The sequence below is a fragment of the Mesorhizobium sp. P171375 genome (assembly GCF_057786075.1).
The window spans coordinates 605,404-631,494 of the sequence record NZ_JBYNWF010000001.1 but is presented as its reverse complement, the minus strand read 5'-3'; the positions used below and the strand labels follow the sequence as shown (position 1 = coordinate 631,494).

Below are 26,091 nucleotides of genomic sequence, written 5' to 3'. Positions count from 1 at the left end.
ATTGCACGGTGAAGTTACTGCCTCAGTGCGGCGGAGATGGCATCCAGACCGCCGCGCAACTCGGCCTCCTTCGGCCAGCCGAAGCCGATGCGGAAAAACCGCTTCGGCATGTCGAACCAGTGGCCGGGGCCGACATAGGTGCCGTGGCTTTCCAGCAAATTGACATAGAAGCGGTCGAGGTCGAAGCTCGCGTCGACATTCAGCCTGGGAAAGCCGACGACGCCGCCTTGCGGCCGCACCCAGTCGACCAGAGGCTCACGGTCGATCCAGGCCTGGACGATGTCGCGGCGCCTTGCCATGTCCGGCAACAGCGCCGCCAGGAAGGCGTCGCGGCGCTCCAGCATGCCGCGCGCAATGCCTTCGTCGATGACGCTGCCGCAAATGCCGATCTGCTCCTTGGCGGCGAGGAAGCGCTCCTGCAGCTCGCCATCCCTGGTGATCAGCCAGCCGATGCGAATGCCGGGAATGCCGAAGGCTTTCGACAGTGACGAGACACTGATCGCCTTGGGGCTGAGAGAGGCCGCCGCCGGCAGGCGGTGTCCGTAGGAGAGGTCGCGATAGGTCTCGTCGACCAGCAGATGGCAGCCGCTCGCTTCGGCGAGCGTAATCAGCGCATCGAGATCGGCCCGGCCCATCATGGTACCGGTCGGGTTGTGCGGGCAGGTGACGCTGATCAGCCTGGTGTTCGGTTGCAGCTGGGCCGCGACGCGGCCGACATTGATGGCAAAACCTCTGTCGAAGTCGAGGTCGACATAGGAGATGGCGCAGCCGATCGCCTTGGGGGTCTCGATGTTGGTGGCGTAGTTCGGCCGGACGACGACGAGGTGGTCGCGCTCGGACAAAAGCGAGGTCGAGATGATGAACAGCGCGCCGGCCGCACCGGCCGTGACCAGTACATCGTCAGCGGAGATGCCTTTGTCCTGGGCCGCGATCAGCGCCCGCAGCTCCTTGTCACCACGATGCTCGCCATAGAACAGGGTCAGGTCAGGCAGCGACAGGCCGATGTCGGAGAGTTTCTGGTCGGCGATCGAGCTTTCGGAGAGGTTGTAGCGGATTCGGTCGTAACCGTATTCCTCCGGCGCCTCTTTCTCGATCACCATTCTGGCGTAGTTCATGGCCGCTCCCCCAAAGTCCTGACATTTCAGAGGTACAAGCCATAAAAGCACGAAGCCTGCCAAGGCTCATTCGCCGGCAGGCTTCTGTTCCAGTCGTCCAAACTGTTGGCTCAGCGCCGAGCTGCTGATGTTCAGGCCGGAACTTTGGCTTTGCGACCCTTCGCCTTGGCCGGCGCGGGCGCGGCGGCCTTGCGGCCGAGGCCGATCGACTTGGCCAGTTCGGAGCGCGACGCCGCATAGTTGGGGGCAACCATCGGATAGTCGGCCGGCAGGCCCCATTTGGTGCGGTAGGCTTCCGGCGTCAGGTTGAAATGAACGCCGAGATGGCGCTTCAGCGATTTGAACTTCTTGCCGTCTTCGAGGCAGATGATGTAGTCCGCCGTCACCGACCGCTTGGGATTGACGGCCGGGATTTGCGGCGGCGCTACCGGAGCCGGCGGCTGGCTGAGCCCGCCGATCGACGCCGCAACGCTGGCGATGAGATCGCTCAGGCCGGCAACGGGCAAGCGGTTCTTCTCGACGTAAGCGGACACGATATGGGCGGTTAGTTCGAGCAGGTCGATGTCCTTGTCAGAGTCGTTGCTGTCGTCGGCCAATTTATCTCTCCGTCGCTAGGGGGTGGCGGAAACTTCCGGAGCTGTCCCTGCGGAGCCGGAAATCCGCTCTAGTCATTTGTCTTGCCGCATTTGTACGGTTGCGCCAGATGATTCCATCCGGTGCAACCGCTCTAATCGCCAAATCTGCGTAACGCAATGACTTCGTGTCGCGTCACACGTTATTTTGAACAACTATACTGAATCTCAATACTATCAGACGATCAGCGCCCGGTCGCGCCATAGTCGAAAGCCGCCCTCGAAGGCGCGCGTATTGTCGCCGCGCCTGGATTTGGCGGGCAATTCATCCAGTCTGTCGACATTGCCGCCGCCGATGACGATGTAGTCCGGCTGCAGGGCCGCACGCAGCCGCTCGACGACGTCGAAGACGTATTTGCGCCATTTCTTCTTGCCGAATTTCTCCAGGCCGCGCTCGCCGATATAGTCCTCGAAACTGCGACCCTTGCGGTAGGGCAGATGCGCCAGTTCCATCGGCTGGCCGACATTGTCGAGGATCATCGCCGCACCGAGGCCAGTGCCGAGGCCGAGAAACAGCATGCGCCCGCCCTCATAGCTGCCAATGGCCTGCATCAGCGCATCGTTGACGACCTTGACCGGCTTGCCGAAGGCGGCGGTGAAATCATAGCCGTCCCAGCCCGTGCCGAGATTGGCAGGGTCGAGCGAAGGCTTGTTCTCCCTCACCGGGCCGGGATAGCCGATCGAGATGACATCATAGGCCAGCCCTTCGGCCAACGTCTTGACCGTAGCGATCATCTGCTGCGGCGTAAGCCCGAGACCGGAATCGGCGCGCCGCTCCTTGCCGCCGGCGCTGGTCAGGATCTTGACGTGCGAGCCGCCGACATCGACCGCCAAGACGATCTGTTCAGGCCCGGTCGTGGCGCGCTTGGCTGCCTTGGCCATATCGTCTCCTCCGCTCACTTGGCCGGATTGATCCAACCGTTGGGCGGCCCGAAGTTGGCCATCGCCTCGGCCGGGCCCCAGGTCTTGGGCTCGTAGATATGCGGCGGCGTGGTGTCGCCAAGCACCGGGCCGACGATGCGCCAGGCGAGTTCGCTGGCGTCCTGACGGGTGAACAGCTGACCATTGCCGTTCATGGCGTCGCCGATCAGCCGCTCATAGGGCGGCATGTCGCTCTTCGAGTCGTCAAGCGCGGTGAGTTCGACCTGCTCGCCGACCATGTCGTCGCCGGCCGCCTTGCGCTGCGCCCCGATCGAGATCGCCACCTGGGGGTCGATGCGGAAGCGGACATAATTGGCGTCACCAGGCTTGATCGGGTCGAAAACGTCGAGCGGCGGCCGCTTCAGCCGCACGATCACCTCGGTCACATGCACCGGCATGTTTTTGCCGGTGCGGATGAAGAACGGGACGTCCCGCCAGCGCCATGTGTCGACCATGAAGCGCACCGCGGCAAAGGTCTCGACCGGCGAGTTCGGCTTCACACCGGGCTCAGTGAGATAGCCCGTGAACTGGCCGCGCACGACGTCGTCCTTGGTCAGCGTGCGGATGGCGCGCAGCACCTGCACCTTCTCGTCGATCAGATCGTCGGCGGAGCGGCCAACCGGCGGCTCCATGGCGAGCAGCAAAAGGATGTTGAGCAGATGGTTTTCGATCACGTCGCGGATGGCGCCGACATCGTCGTAGAATTTGCCGCGGCCGTCGATGCCGAAATCCTCGGCCATGGTGATCTGCACGCTTTCGACGAAGTTGCGGTTCCAGATCGGTTCGAGGAAGGCATTGGCGAAACGGAAATAGAGCAGGTTCTGGATCGCTTCCTTGCCGAGATAATGGTCGATGCGGAAGATCGACTGCTCGTCAAACACCAGATGCAACACCCGGTTCAGCCAGCGTGCCGATTGCAGATCGTGGCCGAACGGCTTTTCCACCATCAGACGCGCGCCATGGGCGGTACCGGACTGTTCCAGCCCCTGAACCACCGTCTCGAACATGGTTGGCGGCACCGCCATGTAGTGCAGCGGCCGCTGCGCCGAGCCGAGCGCGGTCTTCAGCTTTGCGAAGGTCGCGCCGTCCCGGTAGTCGCCGCTGACATAGCGCAGCAAATTGGCGAATTTGGCGAAGATCTTTTCGTCGATCTTGCCGAGCGCGTTGACGATGCCGTCGCGGGCGCGTGCCTGCAGCTGCTTGATGTCCCAGGCGTCGAAGGCGACGCCGATCACCGGCTCGGTCAGCGTCCCCTTGGCGACCATCTGGTAAAGGGCGGGAAATATCTTCTTGTGGGCGAGGTCGCCGGTGGCCCCGAAGAGCACCAGCGTGTCGGACCGGTCCTGGCTCATGCGTTCGTCTCCCCTGTCGGCTTCACTTGCCGGCCTTCGGCTTCTCGACATGGCCGCCGAAGGCATAGCGCATGGCCGACAAAAGCTTGTCGGAGAATTCGGATTCGCCTTGCGAGGAGAAGCGGTCGAACAGCGCCGAGGACAGCACCGGCGCCGGCACACCCGTGTCGATCGCCGCCTTCAGTGTCCAGCGTCCCTCGCCGGAATCCGAGACGCGGCCGCCGAACTGGGCCAGCCCCGGGTCGCTCTTCAGCGCGCCGGCGGTGAGGTCGAGCAGCCAGGAGCCGATTACGCTGCCATGGCGCCAGACTTCGGCAACCTGCGGCAGGTCGATGTCGAACTGGTAGTATTGCGGGTTTTCCAGCGGGCTGGTCTCGGCATCCGCGGTGCGCTGCCTTTTGCCGGCATTGGCCGATTTCAGGATATTCATGCCTTCGGCGTAGGCGGCCATGACGCCATATTCGATGCCGTTGTGGATCATCTTGACGAAATGACCGGCGCCGCTCGGTCCGCAATGCAGATAGCCGAACGGCGCGGTTCCGCCCGCCTTGTCGGGCGTGGCGCCGGCATCGGCGCCGGGCGCCAGCGTGGCGAAGATCGGATCCAGATGTTTGACCGCCACGTCGGGGCCGCCGATCATCAGGCAATAACCGCGCTCCAGGCCCCAGACGCCGCCGCTGGTGCCGACATCGACATAGTGCAGGCCCTTGGCCGCAAGCTCGGCGGCCTGGTCGACCGCGTCGTGGTAGTAGGAGTTGCCGCCGTCGATGATGATGTCGCCGGGCTCCATCAATGCTGCCACCTGGTCGGCGATCTTGCCGGTGATCGCCGCCGGCAGCATCAGCCAGGCGCTGCGCGGCTTCGACAGCTTGCCGACGAACTCCTCCATCGAGGCGGCGCCGATGGCGCCGTCGGCGACCAGGGCGGCAACGCTTGCCGGGTTGATGTCGTAGACGACGCATTCATGGCCGTCGCGCATCAGGCGGCGCACCATGTTGGCGCCCATCCTGCCCAGTCCCATCATTCCGATCTGCATGGTGTTGTCCTAGTCGCTGGAGGAAAGAAAATTACTGGCGAGTTAGTTCTTCAATGCCGACGGTGAAGTCGACATTCTCCCAACGGTCGCCGTCGGGCCAGAAAAAAGTGAAGACGATGGTGTTACCCGGCGGAATATCGGCCACGGGCAAGTCAGCCAGATGAACGCCCAGAGCGTTTTCGGCGGTCTCGATTTCGTGGATGGTCTGCCAACGGTCGCTGCTCCAGCGGATCACCGCCGGCTGCAGCAATTCTACACGCAGCGTCTTGCCGGCATCCATGGTGCGCAGCTTGTTGCTGAAGCGCCATATCCTCAGCGGCGAGCCGGTCTTGTCCTCGATGTAGCGCTTGACGCCTTGCGGCGGCATGTCGAAGACGGCGCCGTCGCGCAGCGAACGCAAGAGCTTGATGTGCTCCGAATGTGCCCAGACCAGCGGCATGGCGCTGCCCGATGGCTTGCCCAACCATAATTCGCGTTCCGGCAAATCGGCGCCGTCCCAGACCTGTTCCGGCAGCAGGCCGCCTTGCCCGGCGGACGCCTCGAATGTCTTGAGCAGGCTTGCCGCTTTGTCCTTGTTTCCGGCGGCCAATTCGTAGTGGGCGCGTTCGCCGGCGAGCAGCGGCCAAGGGCGGCCCTCGCCGGTGCCATCGAAGGGCGCGCCGTCGGCGTGTTCGCCATAGCCGTCGCTGGTGTAGCGATACCAGAGAGGTCCTTGCGGCAGGTCGCAGCGCAATTGCGCGTCAATGATCTTGACCGTGTCGACGATGCGCGGATCGTCCGCGGCCCTGAGGCCGAAACGGACCAGCGCCAGTGCGTCCGGGCTGACAATCGCCTCGGCCGGCTTGTCGGTATCTCCCGGCGGACGGTTCTTGATCGGCACGAAGCCGTCCTTCGGCGAAGCCGCGCCGGCATCATCGGCCGGCGCGATGCGGACGTAATAGCCGTCGACGCCGGCTTGCCGGCACTCCGGCGTGTCGCTGACATAAGTCCAGCGCTCAATCTGGTCGTTCCAGCAGTCGGCGACCTCGCGCAAATAGTTAGCCGGCTCCGCCATACCCGAGGCTTCGAACAGATCGGCGGCGCCAAGCAGCGCCGATATCTCGACGGCAAGCGTGAACGGACTGTAGCCGGCATCCTCTTCCCAGCGGTCCTGCCCGGTAACGGGGCCGTTGCGCACGACATAGGACGCCGCCTTCTCGATCATCAGCATGAAAGCAGCGCGTTTGGCGCGCGGCAGATGTCCGGCACGGTGCAGCGCATCGGCCAGCAGCAGCGGGAAGGCACATTCGTCCATCTGGATGCCCGGCCAATAGGGCGATCCGTCAAGCCACACATTCTGCGGCCAGTGGCCGTCCGGCTGCTGGATCGAGCGGAGATAGGTAAGGATCTGCAACGCCTGCGCGGGGTCGCCGGCGGCGAGGAAGCCGCCCGCGGTTTCAACGAGGTCACGCGGCCAGACCAGGTGATAGCCGCCGAGGTCGTCGTCGCCCTTGCTGAAGCCCCACGGGATCGACAGGCTGGCGACGGCAGCACCTGGCCTGGCCAGCGACAGGTGCGTCGCCAGCACCGCTGTGCTGACGCGGTAGGTGTTGAGGCCGGATGCATCATGGTGGTCGAGCGGCAGCAGCCCCGCCTGCCATTTCTGCCATTTCGCGACATAGGCCTTTGCCGCCGGCTCAAACCCGCGCTTCAGGCTGGCGGTGGCGTTTTCGGCGGCTTCGTCTGGCGTCGAACCGAAGCCGAGCGCCAGCAGGGCCGTGTTGTTGCCTGAGGAAAAACCGATCTCGCCGGTCAGCGCGACATTGCCGTCCTCGGCTATTTGGCCGGATAGGCCGAGCCGGCCCTCACGGCTGAGCTGCTGCCAGCCGTCGGAAAAGCCGACATAGCCGGCCGAGCAGTCGCCCCAGGGCAGCGACGAGGCGAGCGCCAGGCAGGTGCCGCGCCCGGAGGCGAACAGCATCGGCTTGCCCTTGTGCTCGCCGACCCATGCGGTGTTGCCCATGCCGGCATTGACCAGATGCGGCGCCAGCAGGGCGTAGACGCGGTAGTCGGCGGCATTGCCCTCGAGCGGCGTGAAGCTGGTCTCCTGCAACAGCGCGGGGCGCGCCGGATCGGCCAGGATGCGCTTCTCGATCCGGTAACGGAGGGTGGTGTTGACCAGCCGGTATGCCGGCACGCCGTCCTCGAACGGCGCGATGACGTGGGTGGCGTCGCGCTTCTCCTCGGAGAACCAGCCGCCGGGGCCGGTGACCAGCAGCCCCATGTCGCGCGTGCAGGCGCTGTCGAGGCCGGGATAATAGACCTCGTTGACGATGCCGTGGCTGAGCGTGAACCAGATGCGGCTCGCCGGCGACAGCGCTGCGCCAACGCCGCTCTTGGCGCTCGACGTCCAGCGCGCCGGAATTCCGGGCGCGCCCATTTTTTCGGATGCACTGGGGGCTAGGGTCGGCGGCGTCGCTGCCATGCATGGTCTCCTGGACCCTTCCCTAGACCAGCACATGAAGGCTTTTCAATCATCGCACCTGAAGTTGATCGCCAAAGCGGGGCCGATCGCAGTTGACAAGCGGGCGCATCTGCATTTGTCTGACAATAGATAAAAAACAGGCAGCCAACGCCAAAATCATCAGCAACAGTCGGCGGAGCCGACAATCCATGGGAGGATAATGACATGAAGAAACTGCTCGTCCTGAGCGCGCTTGCGGCAATGCTCGCCTCGGGCACGGCGCTGGCCGACACCAGCGGCAAGAAGATCGCCTTCTCCAACAATTACGCCGGCAATTCGTGGCGCCAGGCGATGCTCGACAGCTACGGCATCGTCACCAAGAAGGCGGTCGAGGACAAGATCGTTGGCGCCGCCGACATCTTCACCACCGCCGACAAGGAAGTGCCGACCCAGGCAGCGCAGGTGCAGAACCTGATCCTGCAGGGCTACGACGCCATCGTCATCAACGCAGCCTCGCCGGATGCGCTGAACGGCGCCATCAAGCAGGCATGCGACGCCGGCATCGTCGTCGTCTCTTTCGATGGCATCGTCACCGAACCTTGCGCCTATCGCGTCGTCGTCGACTTCAAGGATATGGGCAAGCAGGAAGTCGAGCAGATGGCCAAGTTCCAGCCCAAGGGCGGCAATCTGCTTGAAATACGCGGCCTTGCCGGCACTTCGATCGACGACGCCATCCATGCCGGCATCCTCGAAGGCGTCGCCGCGCATCCCGAATTCAAGATCGTCGGCTCGGTGACCGGCGACTGGGACCAGACGACGGCGCAGAAGGCGGTCGCGACGATCCTGCCGTCGCTGCCGGATGTCGTCGGCATCGTCGACCAGGGCGGTGACGGCTATGGCGCCGCGCAAGCCTTCGCCGCCGCCGGCAAGCCGCGCCCGACCATCATCATGGGCAATCGGCAGGACGAGCTGAAATGGTGGAAGGAGCAGAAGGAGAAGGACGGCTACAAGACCTGGTCGGCTTCGATCGCACCAGGTGTGTCGACGCTCGCCTTCTGGGTGGCGCAGCAGGTGCTCGACGGCCGCAAGGATATTCCGCACGATCTCCTGGTGCCGTATCTGGCCTTCACCCAAGACGATTTTGAGGCCGCGCTGCCGAAGATCAAGGAGGGTGGCGTCGCCACCCACGAATACACGCAGGAAGAAGCCATCGCGGCGATCAAAGCCAACATCAAGTGATGCAAGTCCGGTTGCCGTCCGCATTGCCAACCGGATATCGTTGAGCATGCTCAAGGCGAATACCGACATCATCAGGCTGAACGGCGCCGAAAAACATTTCGGCGCCGTTCGTGCCCTTGACGGCGTCGACTTTCATGTCGGCGCCGGCGAATGCGTCGGGCTGGTCGGCCATAACGGCGCCGGCAAGTCGACGCTGATGCATATGGTGGCCGGCACGCTGCGGCCGGACGGCGGTCAGATCGCGGTGCGCGGCAATGTGGAAATCGACTACTCGGTGGCGCGCGCGCTAACGCTCGGCATACGCTGCGTGTTCCAGGAACTGTCGCTGTGCCCGAACCTCAGCATCGCCGAGAATACGCGCATCAATCATCCAGCGCTGACCGGCCTCGGTTGGCGGCGCAAAGCCGCTAATCTTATTGCCGCCAAGCTCGGCGAAATTTTCCCGGATCACGGCATCTCGGCCGACGACATTGCCGGCGACCTGTCGATCGGCCGACGGCAGATGGTCGAGGTGGCGCGCGCCTTCACGGTGACGCGCGATCCGCTCGACCTGGTCATTCTCGACGAACCGACCTCTTCGCTCGACGCACACACGGCCGGCCAACTGCTAGCCTTCGTGCGCCGATTCGTCGCCGCCGGCGGCAGCTGCATCCTGATCTCGCATGTCTTGGGCGAGGTGCTGCAGAATGCCGATCGCATCGTGGTGATGCGTGATGGCAAGGTCGTTGCCACGGACGCCGCAAAGGCGTTCGACCGCGACCGGCTGGTGGCGACGATGGGCGGTGCGGAAGCGCGCGAGAAAATAGCTGCAGAGATTGCCGCCGCCAGGCCGGCGGACAGCCCCATCAGGGTGCGGGCGCGGCCTGCCCGGCAAGAGGACGGCAGGGAGCTTGTCGCTCGCGCCGGCGAAATCATCGGCCTTGCCGGGCTTGCCGGCCATGGCCAGACGGATCTGTTGCTGGCGATCTTCGCCGCCGCTACGCGCAGAAAGACCGGCATCGAGGTGACCGCGCCGGTGGCGCTGGTGGCCGGTGACCGCCAGTCGGACGGCATTTTTCCGCAATGGTCGATTGCGGAAAATATCGGCATCCGCTCGCTGGCACGACTGCGCAACGGGTTGCTGATCTCGCCGCAGCGCGAGGCCGAGCTTGCCGAATTCTGGAAGCAGAAAATCGGCATCCGGACGCCCGACATGACCAACAACATCTTTTCGCTGTCGGGCGGCAACCAGCAGAAGGCGCTGTTTGCCCGCGCACTGGGTTCCGATGCGCAGATCGTGCTGATGGACGACCCGATGCGCGGCGTCGACATCGGCACCAAGCTCGAGGTCTACGACCTCGTGCGCGAGGAGGCGGCCAAGGGCAGAACCTTCCTTTGGTACACCACCGAGACCGAAGAGCTCGACAATTGCGACCATATCCATGTCTTCAAGAATGGCCGCATCGTCGCCAATCTGACGCGCGACGAACTGACGGAGGAAAAGATCATCCAGTCCTCATTCGGCGATGCGGCCTGAGATGACGGCTATCGCTCCCGGCACAACTTCCTCGCCGCGAAGCAGTGCCGCACGGGCCCGACTGCTGCGCAGCCTGTTGCCGGCGCTGTCGCTGTCGCTGGTGCTCATCGCCATTGCCTGGCTCAACCCCCGCGCCATCAGCTATTTCGGCTTTAGCCTGATGCTCAATCTGGCGATCCCGATCGCGCTGGCGACGATCGCGCAGATGTTCGTCATATCAGGCAATGAGCTTGACCTGTCGATCGGCACCTTTGTCGGTTTCGTCGGCTGCGTCACCGCGACATGGCTGAAGGATGCGCCGCTGCTTGGTGTGATTGTGCTCATCGGGGCCATAGGCGTCTATGCGCTGCTCGGTGCGCTGATCCATCTGCGCAACCTGCCGTCGATTGTGGTGACGCTGGGCATGAGCTTCGTCTGGCAGGGCTTGGCCATCCTGGTCCTGCCCAAGCCGGGCGGCAAGGCGCCGGACTGGCTGCTGGCGCTGATGTCGTTCAAGCCGCCCTTCATTCCATTTCCGATCATCGCCGCGCTGGTGATCGCGGCGGTGGTGCATTTCGGCCTGATGCGCACCTCCTATGGCGTCATCCTGCGCGGCTCGGGCGGCAATCCGGCGGCGCTGCGGCGCGCCGGCTGGTCGCTGCTGCGCACCAAGATCGTGCTGTTTACGCTGACCGGGCTGTTCGGCGTTTTGTCCGGCATGGCGCTGATCGGCATCACCACTTCGGCCGATGCCAATATCGGCAATGGCTACACGCTGCTGGCGATTGCCGGCGTCATTCTCGGCGGTGGTGAATTCGTCGGCGGCCGGGTGTCGCCGATCGGCGCCGTGCTCGGCGCGCTGACGCTGGCGCTGGCCGCATCGCCGCTGCTCACCTTCATGCACATCCCGCCGGACTGGCAGGTCGCCGCCAACGGCGCCATCCTGATCATCGTGCTGGCCGCTCGGGTGCTGATCAGCCGCAGGGAGAGGTAGCGATGACGCCGGTAAAATCGCTGGCCACCAAACCCTGGATCTGGTCCTTCCTCGGCGCGTTGCTGGTCTGGCTGGCGACCATCTCCTTCACCGGCGGCTACGGCGGCGGTGGCATGGTCACGGCAGCACTGTCGCTGGCCGTCTTCACCGTCATCGTCGGCGTCGGCCAGATGTTCGTCATCACGCTTGGCCCCGGCAATGTCGACCTGTCGCTGCCGGCCAATATCGGGCTCGCCAGCGCCGTCGCCATGAAGGTGATGGATGGCAGCGATTCCATGATCGTTGTGGGCTTGATTGCCGCGCTCGCCTGCGGCGCTGCCATCGGCGCCGTCAACTATCTGCTGATCTGGGCGCTGAGGATTCCGCCGATCATCGCCACGCTGTCGGCGAGCTTCATCATCCAGTCGATCGATATCAGCTACGGGCGCGGCCTGCAGATCAAGCCGCCGCCAGGCTTTGCCGATTTCGCCAACTGGCAGGTCCTTGGCATTCCGGTGCTGGCGATCCTGACCGTGCTGTTCACCATTGCTGCTGCCATCGCTTTGCAGCGCATGATCTATGGCCGCTCGGTGCTGGCGATCGGCCAGAACATTCGCGCCGCGTGGCTGGCCGGCGTCAATGTCGGCCGCACCCGGTTTCTCACCTACACGCTGTCGGGCGCGCTCGGCGGCATCGACGGCGCGCTGCTTGCCGGCTATTTCCGCGGCGCCAATGTCGATATCGGCAATGAGTACCTGCTGGCCTCGATTGCCGTCGTCGTCATCGGCGGCACTTCTGTCGCCGGTGGCAAGGCCAATGTTCCAGGCGTCTGGGGCGCGGCTTTGTTCCTGGTGCTGCTGTTGACCATGCTCAACACATTCGGCGTCAGCGCCGGCGTTCGGCTGTTGCTGACCGGGCTGATCATCGTCGGTGTCATCACTGTGGCCGGTGGCGAGAAGGCCTTGCGATAAATCGCGCCAAATTTGACCATGTGGACAAAAGTCCGCACCCGTTCCATAGTTCCGTGTCTGATTTCAGAACAGCCGGCTCGACACGGCTGTCAAACAGAGGGGCACTTGATGGAAAACCGGAAAAACAAATCGCAATCGACCGGCCTGTCGCGGCGCGACGTGCTGGAACTCGGCGCACTCGGCCTGGCCGCGGCCATGCTGCCGGGCGTCGCCTTCGCCAAGGACAAGAAGCTCAAGGTGGCGGCGATCTTCGCCACGCCGATCGAGGAGCCGTGGGACAACCAGATCCACGTCGCCTTGCAGAAGGCCGAGAAGGAACTCGGCATCGAATACAAATGGTCGGAAAAGGTGCAGACCGCCGATTTCAGCCGCGTCATGCGCGAATATGCGCAAGGCGGCTACCAGCTGGTGCTGGGCGATGCCTTCGCCGCCGAGCGCGAATCGCGCCGCACGGCAAAGCAGTTCCCGAAGACTGCCTTCCTGTTCGGCTCGGGCGCCGGCCCGGCCGAACCCAATTTCGGCGTCTTCGACAACTGGATCCACGAGCCGGCCTATCTCTCCGGCATCATCGCCGGCAAGATGTCCAAGTCGGGCACGGTCGGCGCCGTCGCGGCGATGGGCATTCCGGAGGTGAACCGGCTGGTCAACGCCTTCTTTGCCGGCGCCAAGGAGGTCAACCCGAACATCAAGAAGAAGGTCGCCTTCATCGGTTCCTTCTTCGACCCGCCCAAGGCCAAGGAAGCGGCGGTCGCCCAGATCGACGCCGGCGTCGACGTCATCTACGCCGAGCGCTTCGGCGTCATCGAGGCGGCGGTGGAGAAGAAGATCTACGCCATTTCCAACATGTCAGACCAGTCGAGCCTCGGCCCCGACACGGTCATTACCGGCCCGGTCTGGGACATGTACCCGACGGTCGAGCAGGCGATCAAACTGGTCAAGGCCGGCGTCTTCACCGCGCAGGACTATGGCGACTTCTCGCGCATGGCCAAGGGCGGGTCGTTCCTGGCGCCGTACCACAAATTCGACAAGACGCTGCCGGCGGACGTGAAGGACCTGGTCGAGAAGAAGAAGGCCGAGATCCTGGAAGGCAACTTCCGGGTGGATGTGGATGAGAATACGCCGGTCTCGGATTGAGGTTTGGTTGGAGGGTGGTGCCTGGGCACCCCCCTCTGCCCTGCCGGGCATCTCCCCCTCAAGGGGGGAGATTGGGAGCTTCGACGCTGGCGCTTCTATTTTCCGGCGGGAAAATTGGCGAAAGCCGGCGTGACATCCGATCTCCCCCCTTGAGGGGGAGATGGCCGGTAGGCCAGAGGGGGGTGTGACGGGCACGCCCTCACAATTCAGGAGCATCCTTGTCCGCCCCTCTCATCGAAATGCGCGGCATCACCAAGAGCTTCGGCGCCGTCAAGGCGAACGAGGCCGTCGACCTCAGCGTCGCGCCCGGCGAAATCCTCGGGCTGCTAGGCGAAAACGGCGCCGGCAAGACGACGCTGATGAACGTGCTGTTCGGCGCCTATGCGCCGGATGCCGGCGAAATACTCATCCAGGGCGAGCCGGTGCGGATTACCAGTTCGGCCGATGCGCTGGCCGCCGGCATCGGCATGGTGCATCAGCATTTTCATCTGGCGCCGCGGCTGACGGTTCTGGAAAACCTGCTCATCGGCATATCAGGCAAATCCGGCCGCATCGATCGTGCCGGCGGGCTTGCCCGGTTGTCTGACATCAGCAGACAGCATGGGCTGACGCTGGACCCCAATCTGCCGGTCTCTGCGCTGTCGGTCGGCGAGCAGCAGCGGCTCGAAATCGTCAAGGCGCTGTTTCGCGGTGCGAGGCTTTTGATCCTCGACGAACCGACGGCGGTGCTGGCGCCAAGCGAGGTCGACGGGTTGTTTTCGGCATTGCGTTCGATGGCGGCGCAAGGCCTCGGCATCATTTTCATCTCGCACAAGCTGAACGAGGTGCGGGCGCTTACCCATCGCTGCACCGTGCTGCGGCATGGGCGCGTCGCCGGCCGCGTTGACGATCCGGGCAACACGACGTCGGCGGAAATGGCGCAGCTGATGTGCGGCCACGAGATCGTGCCGCCGGCGAGGGGGCCGTCGACGCCGGGTGCGGCGGTGCTGACGCTCGACGGCATTTCAACCTCAAGGCACGCGGGCACGCCGCTGCGCGATATATCGCTGTCGGTGCGAGCCGGCGAGATCCTCGGCATAGCCGGCGTCTCCGGCAATGGTCAGCGGGCGCTGGCCGAAGTGATTTCCGGCACACGGGTGCCTGATGCCGGCGCGATGACGATAGCCGGCAAAGCAGTGACGCGGTTTTCGCCGCGCGAGGTGCAGGCGCTCGGCCTCGGCCGCATTCCGGAAGACCGCATGACGACCGGGCTGGTGACCAATCTGCCGCTCGCCGATTCCATGGTGCTGCCGCGCATCGGCACGGCGGCGTTCAGCAGCAAGGGCCTGCTCAAGCCGGATGCGATCCGCGCCTTCGCTGAAGAGCAGATCAAGGCCTATGATATCAGGTGCCCCGGGCCGATGATCCGCGCCGGCGCGCTGTCGGGCGGCAATCTGCAGAAAGCGCTGCTGGCGCGCGAGTTGGCCTTCGATCCCAAGGTGCTGATCGTCTCGCAGCCGACGCGCGGCCTCGATATCGGTGCCGCCCGCTTCATCCACGAAAAGTTCCTCGACATGCGCGCCAAGGGCTGCGGCATCGTCGTCATCGGCGAGGATCTCGAGGAGCTGCTGGTGCTCTGCGACCGCATCGCGGTGATGTATGAGGGACGCATCGCCGGGACGCTCGACAGCGCTGACGCCACGATCGCACGGCTCGGACTGCTGATGACAGGGGCGGAGGGGAGCGCTTGAACAATGCTGTTGGCTGACTTCCTCGGATATTGCCCACAACATAGTGCTTTGGCCGTCAGCGCTGCCCCTCACCTGCCTGCCGGCATCCTCTCCCCGTATAGTGACGGGGAGAGGGACGCTCTCATCACGGCTTTCGCCAATCGCCGGCGTTGCAGGAAAAGTGCCGAGGCCGCAAACAGCCCCCTTCTCCCCGTCCCTATACGGGGAGAAGGTGCCGGCAGACGGATGCGGGGCGGCGCCAACACCGGATACATCGGTGGGACAGCTGCGCTGAGGGTGGAGGGCCGTAGCTGATGTTCCGCCTGGAGGCCCGCACCTCGACCCCCGCCTGGTTCAACCTGGCGCTGCCGATCATCGCCATCGCTGCCACGCTTGTGCTCTGCAGCGGGCTCATCGCTCTGGCCGGCGCCGGGGTGCTGGAAGCGTATGGCGTGATGCTGTCGGCCTCGTTCGGCGACAGCTATGCCATCACCGAAACGCTGGTGCGCGCAGCACCCATGATCTTCACCGGGCTGGCGGTCGCGGTGGCCTTCCGGGCCAAATTCTGGAACATTGGCGCGGAAGGCCAATTGCTGGCCGGCGCCGTGGCCAGCTGCTTCGTCGGCGCCATCCCGATGCCGGGGGCGCTCGCAATCCTGTTGATGGCGCTGGCGGGCGCTGCTGCCGGTGCCGCTGTCGCGCTGGTGCCAGCGACCCTGCGAGTGAAATTCAAGGTCGATGACGTCGTCAGTTCGCTGCTGCTCAACTCGGTCATCTACTACGCGCTGATGGCGCTGATCGAGGGACCGTGGAAGGATAGTTTCAGCGGCTATCCGATCTCGCCGCCGATCGAGGATTCGGCGAATTTCCCAGTGCTGCTCGAAGGCACAAGGCTGCATCTCGGCGTCATCGCGGCGCTGATTGCGGCACCCTTGGTCTGGTTCCTGATCGTGCGCACCACGCTCGGCTTCCGCATCCGGGTCACAGGCGAAAGCCCGGAGGCCGCCCGCTATGGCGGCATCCATGTCGAGCGGGTGCTGATCTCGACGGCGCTGCTTTCGGGCGCGCTGGCCGGGCTCGCCGGCGTCGGCGAGGTCGGCGGCGTGCATTTCCAGGTGATGAGCGACATCTCGCCGGGCTATGGCTATTCCGGCATCGTTGTCGCCATGCTGGCCAGGCTCAACCCGCTCGGCGTCGTGCCGGCGGCGATCTTCCTCGCCGCCGTGATGACCGGCGCCGAGGCGATGTCGCGCGCCACCGGCGTTCCGGCCTTCCTCAGCGATGTCATCCAGGGAACCGCGCTGCTTGCCATGCTGGTGGCGCTGCTGTTCACGGCCTACCGCATCCGCCGCGTAGGAGCGGCGTCATGAGCGCGGTGTTCGAACAGATTTTTCAGGTCGGTTTTCTCGCCGCCATCATCCGTATCGCCACGCCGCTGGCTTTCGCGACGCTCGGCGAAATGTTTTCCGAGCGCGCCGGCGTGCTCAATCTTGGCATCGAAGGCATCATGCTCTTGTCGGCGATGACCGGCTTCACCGCCGCCAGCCTCAGCGGCAGTCTGTGGCTCGGCGTGCTGGCGGCTGTATTGACCGGCACGCTGATGGGGGCGCTGCATGCACTGTTCACCGTGGCGCTCGGCCTCAGCCAGCATGTCTGCGGCATCGGCGTGACCTTGTTCTCGTCGGGTCTTGCCTATTTCCTCTACCGGCTGATCTTCGGCCAGCAATCGGTGCCGCCGAGCATCAAGGGTTTTCAGACCCTGCCGATCCCGATCCTCTCCGACATTCCCGTTCTGGGCCCGGCGGTGTTCAACCAGTTTGCGCTGGTCTACATGGCGATCATCGCCATCCCGCTCGCCGCCTTCATACTCTACCGCACGCCCTGGGGCCTGTCTGTGCGCATGGTCGGGGAAAACCCGCGCGCTGCCGATTCCGCCGGCGTCAGCGTCATTGCCACGCGCGTCCAGGCGGTCATCCTCGGCGGCGCGCTGATGGGGCTCGCTGGCGCCTTCCTCACCATGGCGCAGTTCAACGCCTTCACCTTCGGCGTCGTCTCCGGCCGCGGCTGGGTGGCGATCGCGCTGGTCGTGTTCGGCCGCTGGGACCCGTGGCGCTCGGCGGGCGCGGCGCTGCTGTTCGCCTTCGTCGATGCGCTGCAATTGCGCATGCAGGCGAGCGGCCTCGGGCATATCCCCTACGAGGCGTTCCTGATGCTGCCCTTCATCTTCACCATCGTGGCGATGGCGGTGATGTCGCGCAATGCGGTGGCGCCGTCAGCGCTGCTGAAGCCGTTCCGACGGGAGGAGCGGTAGACGAGTAGGACTTGGCGCCCTTCCTCTCCCTCCGCAGGGGGGAGAGGTGGCGCTGCGAAGCAGCGACGGAGTGGGGGAACCAGCAGGCAACCGTCGCCAACGGACAGTGAAAGGGGACCAAGGCGCAAGAATCTTCCTGCACTGCGCCAAGGGTCGACCCCACTCCGTAGAGCTGCGCTCGACACCTCTCCCCCGATCGACGGGGGAGAGGAAGGGCGCCAAGCCTGGGATACTCACATCGCGGTAAAGCCGTTGTCCACGAACAGATGCGTGCCGTTGACGAAGCTGGACTCGTCGCTAGCCAGATACAGCGCGGCCTTGGCCACTTCCTCCGGCTCGCCGATGCGGCCTTGCTGCGCGGCCAACGCGGCATCCGAAACGTCGACGCCGAGCTTGCCGAGATCGGCCACCTCGCGCAGGCCGTGCGGTGTCCTGATAAAGCCGGGGCAGACGGCGTTGCAGCGGATGTTGCGGTCGCGGAACTCGACCGCAATGGCGCGCGCAAACATATGGCAGGCGCCTTTGGTGGTGTCGTAGAGCACCTCCATCGGTGTGGCCGCCACCGCCGAGATCGACGAGGTGCAGACGATCGAGCCGCCGCCGGCCGCGATCATGCCGGGCAGCACGGCGCGGGTCATCAGGAACATCGAGCGTACATTGACGGCATGCAGCCAGTCCCATTCCTGCACCGTCGTTTCCAGGAACGGCTTTATCACGATGGTTCCGGCATGGTTGAACAGCACGGTCGCGGGGCCAAGCTTGGCTATCGCCGCTTTCACCGCCGCCTCGACCTGTGCCTCGTCCGAGACGTCGGCGACGAAATGCTCGGCTATATGCCCGCGCGCCCGTATCGCCGCGGCGGTTGCGGCCGCCGCCTCGCCATTGCGGTCGATGATCGCCACCTTGGCGCCTTCGGCCGCAAACAGTTCCGACGCCGCCCCGCCCATACCCGTCGCGCCGCCCGAGATGATGGCGACCTTGCCCGCCAGTCTTGCACCCATGTTGTGTTCCCCATGCCCTGATTTGAAATCGTCCGCTTTTGCTCGGGAATGGCGATGCTATCGCCGATGCGAAGGCTGGCCAAGCTGGCTGGTCGCCTGCCTCGAATCGTGGCCTCCCAGCAATCTCAGACCAATTGACATCGAGGATTGAGAAAATTGTTCTGCGTATTGCCAAAAAATAGCAATCGACAAAGTCTACTGATTTTATAGATTAACCGGCGAGACGGAGGTCGATATGTCCTATATCCAGAACGCCGAGACGGATCGCAGCAGCCAGAGGCTGGCCAATGCCCAGGCTTTCCGCCCGGCCTATGCAGGCGCCTTCGCCTATCTCGTCTTTGCCCTTGCGTTCGCGTTCACCGGGGCAGTTGTGCTCGGCCTGATCCCCTGATCCGTTCAGGCCGAAAGGGTGGCGACCCAAAGCAATTCCAGGAAAGTGTGAAGCGGTTTTCCGTCCGGAATTGCGAGAAACAAAGAGATAGAGCGGTTCGCCGTGGCGAAACGCTCTAGCGCCTTCAGGCAACCGGAGTTGATGAACCGAACGCGGATGCGCTTTGGCGCGGACCGCTTTTTTTGCATGTCGCTGCCCCAAACCCGGAGGCCACGTTTGAGCGACATGCATCCAACGTGATGGAGGAGATGGCAATGCCGATCGAGTTCACGCATGTTCCCGGCAAAACGCAGGCCGCCGACGCCGGTTCGGCCGTTCCTTTCTTCTATGATTTCGTCGAGACGGCGACAAAGCTGTCGCTGATCGAGGATTCCGGCTTCCAGAAGATCGTCGTCGACGATCAGGCCGGGCTGTTGACCAATATGGACATTGCCGCCCAGGCGCTCGACCGCACCTCGTCGCTGGAAGTGGTTCTGACGCATTGGGCCGGCGTAATCGCGCCCGCGGTCGCGGCCAGGCAACTGGCGGCGCTCGACGCCAGGAGCGGTGGTCGGCTATCGCTGAGGATGCTGAGCGAGCCGCTGGACGACGACGATGCCGAGACGCGTCCGGTTGGCCACACGGTGGTCTGGCAGCGCATCGACGAATATCTGGTGTTGCTGAAGCGGCTGTGGTCGAACGACAGGCCCTTCGACCATGAAGGCGCCTTCTACAGCATCAAGGGTGGCTACGTGCCGCGCAAGGGGCCGCATGGCGCCGATATCACCATCCGCATGGGTGGCCAGTCCGGCACCGCGCTCCGGGTCGCCGGACGGCATGCCGACGTCTTTGAGCTGGCGCCCGGCTCGCTCGATGAGATCCGCCAGCTGATGGAGCGCGCGCGCAGCGCCGCCGCCGAGCATGGCCGCGCCGGCAAGCTGCGTTTTGCGCTTCCGATTCGTATCCGCTCAGAAGGCCACGTATCTACTGCCGGCCATAAGGCGGTGGAACTCTCCGGACCGCCAGCACAGATCGCTTTGTCGCTGCTACCCTATGCGGCGCTCGGCATCAGCGAGTTCATGATCGTCGGCGTCGACAGGCCGCGGGAGATCGCCAGCATCGCCCGCGAGACGATCGCGCTCACGCGCAACTCGCTAGCGCGTCGTGAGGCCGAAGTGCCGCAGCCCGGCGCGTTTGCGTCGCGAGCAGGGTCGGACATACACGCAGCGCGGTGACCTGCAACACAAGGCAGGCTTCTAGCCTGCCTTACCAACCAGCCGCGCCAGCGCGTTAAGGACGGCGCTTGAATCGGTCAGCGCGCCGAAAACGCCGTCCTCCACCGTCACCATATGCAGCGCCGCCTCATGCGCGTACTGGTCGCCGCTGGCGCAGGCGTCGGCGATGGTCAGGCACTGGAAATTGCGGTCGCAGGCCTCGCGCAGCGTGGTGTGGACGCAGACATCGGTCGTGCAGCCGGAAAACATCAGATGCGTGATGCCTCGTGCACGCAGCACAAGCTCGAAATCGGTGTAGGTGAAGGCGCTGTTGCAGGTCTTGTCGACGATGATGTCGTCGGCCGCGACCTCTATGTCGGCGACAATCTGAAAGCCAGAACCCGAGCGCAGCAGCACGTCGGTGCCTTCGAGGCCCGCCCGCTTGCGGCGCCATTGCTCATAAGGCGTCATGTCGGCCATGTCGCAGCGATAGCCTTGTCTGGTGTAGATGATGGTGAGGCCGGCCGCGCGTGCCGTTGATATCAGCCGGTTGACCGTCGGCAGGATGGCGCGCAGCGGGGCGGGGTCATAACCCTTCCTGGCAAAATAACCTGTCGGCGACAGGAAGTCCTCCTGCAGGTCGATGACGACGAGCGCGGTGTTTGCCGGCACCAGCCGGCCGTCATAGGGGAAATCGAACGGTGTCGCCTTGATCATCGCCGCATGCCTCCCGCTTGCCTCTCGTCATCGTGGCTCAGGACCGGCGCCGCCGTCCATCCCTTAGTGCGAAGACGCCAAGTGCTGAGATCGTGAAGGCGGCGATAGACGTAGCCGGCGCGAGGGTGAGGCTGGCCGAGGCAAGGATGCTGCCTCCATCTTCCGGCTTTTCGATGCGACGCCAACACGCCTCGACAAATTGTTGTCTCAAAAAGTCATCTTATTTGTTGACTAGTAAAGTCATGTTTCATAGTCAAACGGACACGGCTTGCCGGAACCGGTTTCAAGAAGAGCTCGCCGCGCCTGAGAAAGGCCAAGATCCGTGGCTGGACTTCACCGGCTCGGGCAACTCGACGCTGATCAAGCTGCTGGCGCGCCGTCGGCCGGCGGCCAGCCGATCGGCTACGTGTGCAATGATGAAGCGAGGACGAAGCGTGTCCAGAAATGGTTTGTTGGCGGCGCTGGCCGCGGTCATGCTGTCGGCCGGTAGCGTTGCGGCGCAGGAGCAGCCGGCCATTCAACCTCGAGTGACGACGGAACCGGCAGCAACCGGCCAGCCGGCGGCAGTCGCGCCGCCAGCGGCGATGGAACAGGCGGCACCCACCGCACCTGTCGCGCCGACCGCACCGCAGCCTGCAGGCCAGCCCGGTGCAACCGCGCGGACCGAGCCTTCGGCGATATCGCTGGCCCTGCCGCACGATCTGTCGCCCTGGGGCATGTTCATGGCCGCCGACATCATCGTCAAAGCGGTGATGATCGGGCTCGCATTCGCCTCCCTCGTCACCTGGACGGTGTGGCTGGCCAAGTCGCTGGAAATCCTGTTCGGCAAGCTCGGCGCCCGGCGCGCCGCGCGCGCCATCGGCAATGCCGCCACCTTGCTGCAGGCCAGTCGTGCGCTGGGCAACAGCGGCGGCCCCGGCGCGCTCCTGGTGCAGGCCGCCGAGCAAGAGGCAGCGCTTTCGGCCAGCGCGCTGGACCACGTCACCGGCGACGGGCTGAAGGAACGCGTGACGTCGCGCCTGTCGCGCATCGAGGCGGCGGCGGCGCGGCGCATGTCGCGCGGCACCGGCGTGCTGGCAACGATCGGCTCGACGGCACCCTTTGTCGGCCTGTTCGGCACCGTCTGGGGCATCATGAACGCCTTCATCGGCATCTCGCAGGCGCAGACCACCAACCTCGCCATCGTCGCGCCCGGCATCGCCGAGGCGCTGCTGGCCACCGCGATGGGCCTGGTCGCGGCCATTCCCGCTGTTGTCATCTACAACGTCTTTGCGCGCTCCATATCCGGCTACCGGCAGATCCTTGCCGATGCCTCGGCCGGCGTCGAACGGCTGGTCAGCCGCGATCTGGATTTCCGCACGGTGCCGCAAGTGCCTGCGCTGGCGGCGGAGTGATGGGCCATGGCGGCTAGAATTCGCGAGACCTTCGACGGCGATCTCGAGGAAAACCACGAGATCAACGTTACGCCGTTCATCGATGTCATCCTGGTGCTGCTGATCATCTTCATGGTCGCGGCGCCTTTGGCGACGGTCGACGTCAATGTCGATCTGCCGGGCTCGACCGCGACGCCAGCACCGCGGCCGGAAACGCCGCTGTTCCTGACGCTGAAGGACGATCTGACGCTGGCGATCGGCAATGACAGTGTGCCGCGCGCGGCCTTTGCCGCCGTGCTCGACGGCAAGACAAAGGGCGACAAGCAGACCCGCATCTTCCTGCGCGCCGACAAGGCGGTCGGCTATGGCGATCTGATGGAGGTGATGAATTTGTTGCGCGGCGCCGGCTACCTGAAAATTGCGCTGGTCGGGCTGGAAACGGTGCCGGCGGGACCGGCCGCGCCGTCGCAACCAGGCCCCGCCCCATGATGCATCTGGCCGCTGCAGTTCCCATGGCCGATCCGCCGCGCACTGGCGCGCGCGAGATCGGTCTGTGGACAATGGCAGCGGTGCTCATTGTCGGCGCGCATGTCGCGATCGCCTATGCCGTGCAGAGCTTCAGCCTGGCCAACGAGATGGATGGCGGCCCGCCGCCGGCGGTGGCGATCGAACTGTCGCCTATGATGGTCGCACCGGCAGTGCCGGACGACGCGATAGCCGATGTGGTGACGCCGGAGCCGACGAACCAGGTCGAGGAGACGGTCGCCGACGCAGAACCTGTCGTGGAGCCGGACGTCGGAAAGCCGGAGCCGGTCACCGAGGAGGCTGAAGAGGTCCAGCTCGACGAGCCCGCACCAGTCGAGACGGCCGCGGCCGAACAACCCGACCAGCCGCCGCTCGACGAGGTCGTACCCGACATTGTCCCGGCCATTGCGCCGGACGTGGTCATTCCGCTGCCGCAAGCCAAGCCGGTGGAGGATAAGCCGGTCGAGAAGGCGAAGAAGGCGGTCGAAAAGCCCAAGCCGCCCCCGAAGAAAGAGAAGAAGGAAAAGGCCACGCCGGCGAAAGCGGTCGTGACCGCCAGTGTCGATGCGAAGGCGGCGGCGAAGGCTTCCGCGCCGAAGGCGTCGCAATCGAGTGGATCATCAGTCAGTGCAAGCAAATGGAACTCACAGCTGATCGGATGGATCAATCGGCACAAGCGCTACCCGAGCGCGGCAAGGTCGCGGCGCGCCGTGGGTACCGCAAATGTGACCTTCGTCGTCAGCGCTTCGGGCAAGGTGACCTCCGTCCGGCTGACACGATCATCGGGTGACGCGGACCTCGATCGAGCCGCGCTGAGCATTCTGCAGGGTGCGACGGTGCCCGCACCACCGCCAGAGAAGGTCGGTACGGCTGTCGTGGCGCCTTTGATGTTCACGCTGCGGTAAAGTGGAGTCCAGCGAACGGTACCGACCTTGTTGGTGCGCGAAAAATTGCGCCCGGCGCCATGCGGCGAGAAGCCAAGCCCGTTCTCGGCATTCTTGCCGCGCACGATCAGCACCATGGCAAGCGGAAGGATGGCGACTCCGATACCTCGCCTTGCTCGGCCACCTTTTCGTGAAGCTGAACGGGTTGAACCGCTAGCCTGTTTGCCTAGGTAAAGAGCGTGGCCGGGCGCATTGCAAATCCGACAATCGGTATGACATTTTCCTGTATTAGAAAGCTTGCCCTTCCTGTTCTTGTCGTCGGCGTCCAGTCTTCCTGCGTCATTCCCGACGATACATCACGCATCGCCAAGGTTGACCCCACGGCGGCGGCGGCCCGCAAGGAGATGGTCGGCCTCAGCGAAGCCGACGTCCGGATGTGCGCGGGGTTTCCGACCGCCACCGCAGACGTTGGCGGGTCTGGCCAGATCTGGACCTACAAGCGCGTCGTTCAGCGCGGCAATCTCAGCATTGCCGTCCCAACCATGGCGGTAGGCGCGATCCCGGCGGTCGGCGGCTCCGTCAATGTCGCTCCCGGCGGTTATTGCGACACGCAAATTCGCATGGCCAACGGCCGCGTCGCCGAAGTCGCCTACGCGGGCGACAACAATTTGCCGAACAGACGGGACGCGCTTTGTGTCAGTACGGTGGACGCCTGTGTGGCCTATGCCCGCCAACACAGTCAAAGAGCGACAGCCAGATAGCTGGTCACGGCTGATTGGCGAGCCGTGGCGTTGCATGTCGACGTCGGTAAGGGCTTGACTGACCCGCCGGAGCGAATACGCTAAGGCGAAATACCGGCCCTGATCGCCGGGCGGCAAATATGCCTCGTATGCCTCGCCCCTGCGGTGCTGGCTGCGGGGCATTGTCATTTCTGGGGTCCAGTTTGAAACGGCGTATCGAGATCGGCATCCTCTATTCGCGCTCGGGCAGCTATCAGCTGGTCTCCGATGCGTGCCGGATGGGCGCCATGCGCGCCATTGCCGACATCAATGCCGACCGCAGCTCGGGCATCGAACTGGTGCCGGTCGAGCGCGATCCGCAAAGCAATGCCGATCGCTACGCGACGCTGTGCGAAGACATTTTCAGGACCAGCAGCGCCCGCCATGTCGTGGGCTGCGTCACCTCGTGGAGCCGCAAGGAGACCATCCCCGTGCTGGAGAAGGCGGGCGGCATGCTCTGGTATGCCTGCCCCTATGAGGGCTTCGAGGCCAACGAGCACGTCGTTTACATGCACGCTTGCCCCAACCAGCACCTAGTGCCGCTGATGGCGCATGTCGTGCCTCGCTTCGGCGCCAACGGCTTCCTGCTCGGCTCGAACTACATCTGGGGCTGGGAGATGAACCGCGTGGCGCGCGACCTGATCGCGGATGCCGGCGGCAAGGTGCTGGGCGAACGCTATCTGCGCATCGGCGAGACCGATGTGTCGCGGTTGATCGCAGAAATACGGGCAACGCGGCCGAATTTCATCCTCAACAATCTGATCGGCACCTCGTCCTATGCCTTCCTCGCCGCCTATCGCGATCTGGGCGACGAGGATGCGGCGTTCAGGCCGGAAAACTGCCCGGTCATTTCCTGCAACCTCACCGAGGGCGAACTGCCGGCGATCGGCGAAACCGGCAAGGGACATTTGTCGGTCGGGCCGTATTTCGCGCCGCGGCCGGCTGCCTTCGCCTCGTCCTTCGAGGCTTCCGCCTATGCCTCGGTGCAAGTGATGGCAGAGGTGCTGTCGCGCGACGCCGACGCCGGTCCGGCGGAGTTCTCGAAAGCCTTCGCCGAGCGGCGCTTCCCGACGCGGCTCGGGCCGATCGCCATTGACGCCCATTCCCAGCACGCGACACTGCCGGTGATCATCGGCCGGATCGCCGACGGCTTCTTTGAGGTCGTCAGTCGCGAGGATGAGGTGGCGCCGGATCCGTATCTGTCCCGCTACGATCCGGCAAAAACGTTCGGCCGTCCGCGCCTGAGGGTGGTGTCGTGACCAGGGCGCGCATCCCCAATCTTGGCGGCGCCAGGGCCTTCATCCTGCATCGACCGCACCCGACGGTGCAGGCGATCACCCGGCAATTGTCGGCCATCGGCCTGATCACTGTCGACTGCTGGCCGGAATTGCCGGCTGGGGCGCTGGCGGCCGATTTCGTCTTCTTCGACGCCGATCTCGGCTTTGACGAGCAATTTCCGTGGAAAGCGGGCGAGGCGCCGATGCCGTTGGTGGCGCTGATCGGTTCGGAGGCGCCGGGCCGTATCGAATGGGCGCTGTCGCACAAGGCCGATGCGCAACTCTTGAAGCCGGTCGGCAATGCCGGTGTGTACAGCGCGCTTCTGATCGCGAGGCAGAGTTTCGAGGCGCGAAAACATTTAGCCGGCGAAATTGCGTCGCTGCGCCAGCGCGTCGCCGAGCGCCAGACCATCGTGCGGGCGGTGGCGGCGCTGTCGAAGGGCAGCGACGACGAGCGCGCCTATGCGCAGCTGCGCTCGCTGGCGATGAGCTGGCAGATCAGTGTCGAGGATGCAGCGCGCCGGATCGTGGCGATGACAAGTGAGGAAGGAACGGGCGAGGAAGTAACGGGTGAAGAAGGCGGCGATGACCAGTCCTATCGCGCCTGATTTCCCGACGCC

25 protein-coding genes are annotated in these 26,091 nt (G+C 64.5%); 16 read left to right on the top strand and 9 right to left on the bottom strand.

All coding sequences use genetic code 11. The features are described from left to right. Positions 1–14: 14 nt before the first annotated feature. The 6 genes from ACYHH6_RS03115 to ACYHH6_RS03090 all read right to left on the bottom strand — a co-directional run bounded on the left by ACYHH6_RS03115 (position 15) and on the right by ACYHH6_RS03090 (position 7,520). Positions 15–1,115 carry an aminotransferase class I/II-fold pyridoxal phosphate-dependent enzyme gene (locus ACYHH6_RS03115; protein ID WP_352586518.1) on the bottom strand — a complete coding sequence of 367 codons (1,101 nt, stop codon included), beginning with the start codon at positions 1,113–1,115 and terminating at the stop codon, positions 15–17. A 131-nt stretch (positions 1,116–1,246) separates the two neighbouring features. Then, entirely contained in the window at positions 1,247–1,711 is a 465-nt protein-coding gene (locus ACYHH6_RS03110) for a Ros/MucR family transcriptional regulator (protein WP_352586519.1), read from the bottom strand. Positions 1,712–1,924: 213 nt separating this feature from the next. Then, complete coding sequence (locus tag ACYHH6_RS03105) at positions 1,925–2,629, bottom strand: ROK family protein (protein WP_352586520.1); 705 nt, start codon at positions 2,627–2,629, stop codon at positions 1,925–1,927. A 14-nt stretch (positions 2,630–2,643) separates the two neighbouring features. Beyond that, positions 2,644–4,020, bottom strand: coding sequence for a glucose-6-phosphate dehydrogenase (gene zwf / locus ACYHH6_RS03100; RefSeq protein ID WP_352586521.1), 1,377 nt, complete (start codon positions 4,018–4,020; stop codon positions 2,644–2,646). A gap of 22 nt (positions 4,021–4,042) precedes the next feature. Next, positions 4,043–5,056 (bottom strand): phosphogluconate dehydrogenase (NAD(+)-dependent, decarboxylating), encoded by a 1,014-nt coding sequence (gene gnd, locus ACYHH6_RS03095; RefSeq protein ID WP_142867296.1) that lies wholly within the window; start codon positions 5,054–5,056, stop codon positions 4,043–4,045. 31 nt (positions 5,057–5,087) lie between these two features. Then, complete coding sequence (locus ACYHH6_RS03090; RefSeq protein WP_352586522.1) at positions 5,088–7,520, bottom strand: glucan 1,4-alpha-glucosidase; 2,433 nt, start codon at positions 7,518–7,520, stop codon at positions 5,088–5,090. A gap of 204 nt (positions 7,521–7,724) precedes the next feature. On the opposite strand from ACYHH6_RS03090, the gene ACYHH6_RS03085 reads away from it, so the two are divergent. The 8 genes from ACYHH6_RS03085 (at position 7,725) to ACYHH6_RS03050 (ending at position 17,331) form a co-directional block, all read left to right on the top strand. Further along, positions 7,725–8,738: an ABC transporter substrate-binding protein gene (locus tag ACYHH6_RS03085; protein ID WP_352586523.1), complete on the top strand. Its 1,014-nt coding sequence runs from the start codon at positions 7,725–7,727 to the stop codon at positions 8,736–8,738. Between the two features lie 46 nt (positions 8,739–8,784). After that, the gene (locus ACYHH6_RS03080; RefSeq protein ID WP_352586524.1) at positions 8,785–10,254 is read left to right on the top strand and encodes a sugar ABC transporter ATP-binding protein; all 1,470 of its coding nucleotides are present in this window, start codon (positions 8,785–8,787) and stop codon (positions 10,252–10,254) included. A gap of 1 nt (position 10,255) precedes the next feature. Next, a complete protein-coding gene (locus tag ACYHH6_RS03075) occupies positions 10,256–11,227 on the top strand; it encodes an ABC transporter permease (RefSeq protein ID WP_352586525.1) in 972 nt (323 codons plus the stop codon). Positions 11,228–11,229: 2 nt separating this feature from the next. Next, the gene (locus ACYHH6_RS03070) at positions 11,230–12,177 is read left to right on the top strand and encodes an ABC transporter permease (RefSeq protein WP_352586526.1); all 948 of its coding nucleotides are present in this window, start codon (positions 11,230–11,232) and stop codon (positions 12,175–12,177) included. 108 nt (positions 12,178–12,285) lie between these two features. Further along, positions 12,286–13,311 carry a BMP family protein gene (locus ACYHH6_RS03065; RefSeq protein WP_352586527.1) on the top strand — a complete coding sequence of 342 codons (1,026 nt, stop codon included), beginning with the start codon at positions 12,286–12,288 and terminating at the stop codon, positions 13,309–13,311. A 218-nt stretch (positions 13,312–13,529) separates the two neighbouring features. Then, the gene (locus ACYHH6_RS03060) at positions 13,530–15,041 is read left to right on the top strand and encodes an ABC transporter ATP-binding protein (protein ID WP_352586528.1); all 1,512 of its coding nucleotides are present in this window, start codon (positions 13,530–13,532) and stop codon (positions 15,039–15,041) included. Positions 15,042–15,334: 293 nt separating this feature from the next. Next, positions 15,335–16,390: an ABC transporter permease gene (locus tag ACYHH6_RS03055; RefSeq protein WP_352586529.1), complete on the top strand. Its 1,056-nt coding sequence runs from the start codon at positions 15,335–15,337 to the stop codon at positions 16,388–16,390. After that, positions 16,387–17,331: an ABC transporter permease gene (locus ACYHH6_RS03050; RefSeq protein WP_352586530.1), complete on the top strand. Its 945-nt coding sequence runs from the start codon at positions 16,387–16,389 to the stop codon at positions 17,329–17,331. The genes ACYHH6_RS03055 and ACYHH6_RS03050 overlap by 4 nt, the downstream gene beginning before the upstream one ends. A 233-nt stretch (positions 17,332–17,564) precedes the next feature. Here ACYHH6_RS03050 and ACYHH6_RS03045 read toward each other — a convergent pair whose 3' ends face one another. Further along, positions 17,565–18,332 carry an SDR family NAD(P)-dependent oxidoreductase gene (locus ACYHH6_RS03045; protein ID WP_352586531.1) on the bottom strand — a complete coding sequence of 256 codons (768 nt, stop codon included), beginning with the start codon at positions 18,330–18,332 and terminating at the stop codon, positions 17,565–17,567. 235 nt (positions 18,333–18,567) lie between these two features. Here ACYHH6_RS03045 and ACYHH6_RS03040 point away from each other — a divergent pair, with 235 nt between their 5' ends. Continuing rightward, the gene (locus tag ACYHH6_RS03040) at positions 18,568–18,723 is read left to right on the top strand and encodes a hypothetical protein (RefSeq protein ID WP_112561314.1); all 156 of its coding nucleotides are present in this window, start codon (positions 18,568–18,570) and stop codon (positions 18,721–18,723) included. A 5-nt stretch (positions 18,724–18,728) separates the two neighbouring features. Here the strand turns inward: ACYHH6_RS03040 and ACYHH6_RS03035 are convergent, their stop codons facing one another. Then, positions 18,729–18,950 carry a hypothetical protein gene (locus ACYHH6_RS03035; protein ID WP_352586532.1) on the bottom strand — a complete coding sequence of 74 codons (222 nt, stop codon included), beginning with the start codon at positions 18,948–18,950 and terminating at the stop codon, positions 18,729–18,731. A gap of 27 nt (positions 18,951–18,977) precedes the next feature. Here ACYHH6_RS03035 and ACYHH6_RS03030 point away from each other — a divergent pair, with 27 nt between their 5' ends. After that, positions 18,978–19,937, top strand: a complete 960-nt coding sequence (locus tag ACYHH6_RS03030) for an LLM class flavin-dependent oxidoreductase (RefSeq protein WP_352586533.1) — start codon at positions 18,978–18,980, stop codon at positions 19,935–19,937. 21 nt (positions 19,938–19,958) lie between these two features. Here ACYHH6_RS03030 and ACYHH6_RS03025 read toward each other — a convergent pair whose 3' ends face one another. After that, positions 19,959–20,633: a cysteine hydrolase family protein gene (locus ACYHH6_RS03025; RefSeq protein WP_352586534.1), complete on the bottom strand. Its 675-nt coding sequence runs from the start codon at positions 20,631–20,633 to the stop codon at positions 19,959–19,961. Positions 20,634–21,067: 434 nt separating this feature from the next. Here ACYHH6_RS03025 and exbB point away from each other — a divergent pair, with 434 nt between their 5' ends. From exbB to ACYHH6_RS02995, 6 genes are all read left to right on the top strand, one after another. Then, positions 21,068–22,027 (top strand): tonB-system energizer ExbB, encoded by a 960-nt coding sequence (exbB, locus tag ACYHH6_RS03020; RefSeq protein WP_352586535.1) that lies wholly within the window; start codon positions 21,068–21,070, stop codon positions 22,025–22,027. A gap of 6 nt (positions 22,028–22,033) precedes the next feature. After that, positions 22,034–22,495 (top strand): TonB system transport protein ExbD, encoded by a 462-nt coding sequence (gene exbD / locus ACYHH6_RS03015; RefSeq protein ID WP_352586536.1) that lies wholly within the window; start codon positions 22,034–22,036, stop codon positions 22,493–22,495. Then, complete coding sequence (locus tag ACYHH6_RS03010) at positions 22,492–23,436, top strand: energy transducer TonB family protein (protein ID WP_488500399.1); 945 nt, start codon at positions 22,492–22,494, stop codon at positions 23,434–23,436. The genes exbD and ACYHH6_RS03010 overlap by 4 nt, the downstream gene beginning before the upstream one ends. A 251-nt stretch (positions 23,437–23,687) precedes the next feature. Then, complete coding sequence (locus ACYHH6_RS03005) at positions 23,688–24,176, top strand: hypothetical protein (protein ID WP_352586538.1); 489 nt, start codon at positions 23,688–23,690, stop codon at positions 24,174–24,176. A 182-nt stretch (positions 24,177–24,358) separates the two neighbouring features. Next, positions 24,359–25,453, top strand: coding sequence for a transporter substrate-binding protein (locus tag ACYHH6_RS03000; RefSeq protein WP_352557039.1), 1,095 nt, complete (start codon positions 24,359–24,361; stop codon positions 25,451–25,453). Continuing rightward, on the top strand, positions 25,450–26,079 hold the full coding sequence (locus ACYHH6_RS02995; protein WP_352586539.1) for an ANTAR domain-containing response regulator: 630 nt from the start codon (positions 25,450–25,452) through the stop codon (positions 26,077–26,079). Before ACYHH6_RS03000 ends, ACYHH6_RS02995 begins: the two co-directional genes overlap by 4 nt. The last annotated feature ends 12 nt before the right edge of the window (positions 26,080–26,091 follow it).

What these genes read in the sequence shown, in the direction of transcription:
- zwf (WP_352586521.1), bottom strand. Translation starts at nt 4,020, where the DNA reads ATGAGCCAGGACCGGTCCGACACGCTGGTGCTCTTCGGGGCCACCGGC.
- ACYHH6_RS03035 (WP_352586532.1), bottom strand. Translation starts at nt 18,950, where the DNA reads ATGTCGCTCAAACGTGGCCTCCGGGTTTGGGGCAGCGACATGCAAAAA.
- ACYHH6_RS03105 (WP_352586520.1), bottom strand. Translation starts at nt 2,629, where the DNA reads ATGGCCAAGGCAGCCAAGCGCGCCACGACCGGGCCTGAACAGATCGTC.
- ACYHH6_RS03075 (WP_352586525.1), top strand. Translation starts at nt 10,256, where the DNA reads ATGACGGCTATCGCTCCCGGCACAACTTCCTCGCCGCGAAGCAGTGCC.
- ACYHH6_RS03005 (WP_352586538.1), top strand. Translation starts at nt 23,688, where the DNA reads ATGACATTTTCCTGTATTAGAAAGCTTGCCCTTCCTGTTCTTGTCGTC.
- ACYHH6_RS03030 (WP_352586533.1), top strand. Translation starts at nt 18,978, where the DNA reads ATGCCGATCGAGTTCACGCATGTTCCCGGCAAAACGCAGGCCGCCGAC.
- ACYHH6_RS03050 (WP_352586530.1), top strand. Translation starts at nt 16,387, where the DNA reads ATGAGCGCGGTGTTCGAACAGATTTTTCAGGTCGGTTTTCTCGCCGCC.
- ACYHH6_RS03040 (WP_112561314.1), top strand. Translation starts at nt 18,568, where the DNA reads ATGTCCTATATCCAGAACGCCGAGACGGATCGCAGCAGCCAGAGGCTG.
- ACYHH6_RS03025 (WP_352586534.1), bottom strand. Translation starts at nt 20,633, where the DNA reads ATGATCAAGGCGACACCGTTCGATTTCCCCTATGACGGCCGGCTGGTG.
- ACYHH6_RS03070 (WP_352586526.1), top strand. Translation starts at nt 11,230, where the DNA reads ATGACGCCGGTAAAATCGCTGGCCACCAAACCCTGGATCTGGTCCTTC.
- ACYHH6_RS03115 (WP_352586518.1), bottom strand. Translation starts at nt 1,115, where the DNA reads ATGAACTACGCCAGAATGGTGATCGAGAAAGAGGCGCCGGAGGAATAC.
- ACYHH6_RS03045 (WP_352586531.1), bottom strand. Translation starts at nt 18,332, where the DNA reads ATGGGTGCAAGACTGGCGGGCAAGGTCGCCATCATCTCGGGCGGCGCG.
- ACYHH6_RS03080 (WP_352586524.1), top strand. Translation starts at nt 8,785, where the DNA reads ATGCTCAAGGCGAATACCGACATCATCAGGCTGAACGGCGCCGAAAAA.
- ACYHH6_RS03010 (WP_488500399.1), top strand. Translation starts at nt 22,492, where the DNA reads ATGATGCATCTGGCCGCTGCAGTTCCCATGGCCGATCCGCCGCGCACT.
- exbD (WP_352586536.1), top strand. Translation starts at nt 22,034, where the DNA reads ATGGCGGCTAGAATTCGCGAGACCTTCGACGGCGATCTCGAGGAAAAC.
- ACYHH6_RS03085 (WP_352586523.1), top strand. Translation starts at nt 7,725, where the DNA reads ATGAAGAAACTGCTCGTCCTGAGCGCGCTTGCGGCAATGCTCGCCTCG.
- gnd (WP_142867296.1), bottom strand. Translation starts at nt 5,056, where the DNA reads ATGCAGATCGGAATGATGGGACTGGGCAGGATGGGCGCCAACATGGTG.
- ACYHH6_RS03055 (WP_352586529.1), top strand. Translation starts at nt 15,335, where the DNA reads ATGTTCCGCCTGGAGGCCCGCACCTCGACCCCCGCCTGGTTCAACCTG.
- ACYHH6_RS03065 (WP_352586527.1), top strand. Translation starts at nt 12,286, where the DNA reads ATGGAAAACCGGAAAAACAAATCGCAATCGACCGGCCTGTCGCGGCGC.
- ACYHH6_RS03090 (WP_352586522.1), bottom strand. Translation starts at nt 7,520, where the DNA reads ATGGCAGCGACGCCGCCGACCCTAGCCCCCAGTGCATCCGAAAAAATG.